The following is a 3,508-nucleotide window of genomic DNA, read 5'->3' on the forward strand; positions in this document are numbered from 1 at the left end:
GGGCCCTCCGTACGTGGTGAGAACCGTCGAGGCGACCGCTTACGCCTCGAAGACCTCGCTGATCAGCTGCTCCTGCTCGGCCTGGTGGCGCTTGGCCGAACCGACCGCCGGGGACGAGCTGTGCGGGCGCGAGATGCGGCGCAGGCGCTCGTCGTGCGGGATGTCCGCGCCGACCGCCAGGTCCAGGTGGTCGATGAGGTTGAGGGCGATGAAGGGCCACGCGCCCTGGTTCGCCGGCTCCTCCTGCGCCCACAGGTACTTCTCGGCGTTCGGGAACTTGGCGATCTCCGCCTGGAGCTCGGCACCCGGCAGCGGGTACAGGCGCTCGATGCGGATGATCGCGGTGTCCGTGGCGCCGCGCTTCTGACGCTCGGCCTCCAGGTCGTAGTACAGCTTGCCCGCGCAGAAGACGACCTTGCGGACCGCCGACGGGTCGACGTGGCTGTCACCGATGACCGGGCGGAAGCCGCCCGTCGTGAACTCCTCCGTCTTCGAGGCCGCGGCCTTCAGGCGCAGCATCGACTTCGGGGTGAAGACCACCAGCGGCTTGTGGTGCGGGTTGTGCACCTGCCACCGCAGGAGGTGGAAGTAGTTCGACGGCAGGGTCGGCATGGCGACCGTCATGTTGTTCTGCGCGCAGAGCTGCAGGAACCGCTCGATGCGGGCCGAGGAGTGGTCCGGGCCCTGGCCCTCGTAGCCGTGCGGCAGGAGCAGCGTGACACCGGAGTGCTGGTTCCACTTCTGCTCGGCGGCGGAGATGTACTCGTCCACCACCGTCTGCGCGCCGTTGACGAAGTCGCCGAACTGCGCTTCCCACATGACGAGGGACTCGGGGCGGGCCAGCGAGTAGCCGTACTCGAAGCCCATCACCGCGTACTCGGAGAGCAGCGAGTCGTAGACGTTGTAGCGCGCCTGCTCCTCGGAGAGGTACATCAGCGGCGTGTAGTCCTCGCCCGTCTGCCGGTCGATGAGGACCGCGTGGCGCTGGCCGAACGTGCCGCGGCGGGAGTCCTGGCCCGACAGGCGGACCGGGGTGCCCTCCAGGAGCAGCGAGCCGATGGCGAGGGTCTCGCCCATGCCCCAGTCGATCGTGCCGTCCTCGACCATGGTCGCGCGGCGCTGCAGCTGCGGCAGCAGACGCGGGTGGACGGTGACCCGGTCGGGGATGTTGACCTGGGACTCGGCGATCCGCTTGACGACCTCCTGGGAGATCGCGGTCTCGACGTGCACCGGGAACTCGGCCTGCGGCGAGGGGACCTCGGCCTGCGCGGGCTGCGAGACGGCCTCGCGGACCTCGGTGAAGACCTTCTCCAGCTGGCCCTGGAAGTCCTGCAGCGCCTGCTCGGCCTCTTCCAGGGTGATGTCGCCGCGACCGATGAGGGACTCGGTGTAGAGCTTGCGCACCGAGCGCTTCTTGTCGATCAGGTCGTACATCAGCGGCTGGGTGAACGCCGGGTTGTCCGACTCGTTGTGACCGCGGCGGCGGTAGCAGATGAGGTCGATCACCACGTCCTTGTTGAAGGCCTGGCGGAACTCGAAGGCGAGGCGCGCGACGCGCACCACGGCCTCCGGGTCGTCGCCGTTCACGTGGAAGATCGGGGCCTCGATCATGCGGGCCACGTCGGTCGCGTACATCGACGAACGCGACGACTCCGGGGCGGCGGTGAAGCCGACCTGGTTGTTGATGACGATGTGGACCGTGCCGCCCGTGCGGTAGCCGCGCAGCTGCGACATGTTGAGCGTCTCGGCGACCACACCCTGGCCCGCGAAGGCCGCGTCACCGTGCAGGGCGACGGGCAGGACCGTGAAGTCCGTGCCGCCCTTGTTGATGATGTCCTGCTTGGCGCGGACGATGCCCTCGATGACCGGGTCGACCGTCTCCAGGTGGGAGGGGTTCGCGGCCAGCGAGACCTTGATCTGCTCGCCGTCCAGGCCGGTGAAGGTGCCCTCGGCGCCCAGGTGGTACTTCACGTCGCCGGAGCCGTGCATGGACTTGGGGTCCATGTTGCCCTCGAACTCGCGGAAGATCTGGGCGTACGACTTGCCGACGATGTTCGCCAGGACGTTCAGGCGGCCGCGGTGGGCCATGCCGATGACGACCTCGTCCAGGCGCGACTCGGCGGCGCTGTCGAGCACGGCGTCGAGCAGCGGGATGACGGACTCGCCGCCCTCCAGGGAGAAGCGCTTCTGGCCGACGTACTTCGTCTGCAGGAAGGTCTCGAAGGCCTCCGCCGAGTTCAGCCGGCGCAGGATGCGCAGCTGCTCCTCGCGCTCGGGCTTGGTGGCGTGGGTCCGCTCGATGCGGTCCTGGAGCCACTTGCGCTGCTTCGGGTCCTGGATGTGCATGAACTCGACGCCGGTGGTGCGGCAGTACGAGTCGCGCAGCACGCCGAGGACGTCGCGCAGCTTCATCATCGACTTGCCGGCGAAGCCGCCGACCGCGAACTCCCGCTCCAGGTCCCACAGGGTGAGGCCGTGCTCGGTGATGTCCAGGTCGGGGTGCTTGCGCTGCTTGTACTCCAGCGGGTCCGTGTCGGCCATGACGTGGCCCCGGACGCGGTAGGAGTGGATCAGCTCGAAGACGCGGGCGGCCTTCGTGACGTCGTCGTCGTGCGAGGCGTCGATGTCCTTGAGCCAGCGGACCGGCTCGTAGGGGATGCGCAGCGCCTTGAAGATCTCGTCGTAGAAGTCGTTCTCGCCGAGGAGGAGGTTCGCGACGATCCGCAGGAACTCGCCGGAGGCGGCGCCCTGGATGACCCGGTGGTCGTAGGTCGACGTGAGCGTCATGACCTTCGAGATGCCGAGCTTGTTCAGGGTGTCCTGGGAGGTGCCCTGGAACTCCGCGGGGTAGTCCATGGAACCGACGCCCATGATGACCGACTGACCGGGCATCAGACGCGGGACCGAGTGGACGGTGCCGAGGCCGCCGGGGTTGGTCAGGGAGACCGTCACACCGGTGAAGTCGTCCATGCCCAGCTTGCCGTCACGGGCGCGGCGGACGATGTCCTCGTAGGCCTGCCAGAACTCGAAGAAGTTCAGGGTCTCGGCCTTCTTGATGCCCGCGACGACCAGCTGGCGGTCGCCGTTGGGCTTCACCAGGTCGATGGCGAGGCCGAAGTTGACGTGCTCCGGCTTGACCAGGGTCGGCTTGCCGTCCTTCTCCTGGAAGGAGTAGTTCATCGACGGCATGGCCTTGATGGCCTGCACCATCGCGTACCCGATGAGGTGCGTGAAGGAGATCTTCCCGCCGCGGGCGCGCTTGAGGTGGTTGTTGATGACGATGCGGTTGTCGAAGAGCAGCTTCACCGGGACCGCGCGCACCGACGTGGCGGTGGGGACCTCGATGGAGGCGTTCATGTTCTTCGCGACCGCGGCGGCGGGGCCGCGCAGCGTCACGTACTCGGGACCGGCCGGGGCCTCGGTCGCCGGCTCCGCCTTCGCGGCGGGCTTGGCGGCGGCGGGCTTCGCGGCGGGGGCCGGAGCGGCGGCCGCGAAGGCGGAGCCGGCG

At 68.5% G+C, this 3,508-nt stretch carries 1 protein-coding gene; it reads right to left on the bottom strand.

Annotated features, from left to right (window positions below; genetic code table 11):
- Window positions 1-39 precede the first annotated feature (39 nt).
- A partial coding sequence (locus AOK22_RS38325) for a multifunctional oxoglutarate decarboxylase/oxoglutarate dehydrogenase thiamine pyrophosphate-binding subunit/dihydrolipoyllysine-residue succinyltransferase subunit (RefSeq protein ID WP_055703254.1) occupies window positions 40-3,508 on the bottom strand: 3,469 nt, incomplete at its 5' end.

It is taken from the genome of Streptomyces silaceus, assembly GCF_001419745.1.
Lineage (GTDB): Bacteria > Actinomycetota > Actinomycetes > Streptomycetales > Streptomycetaceae > Streptomyces > Streptomyces silaceus.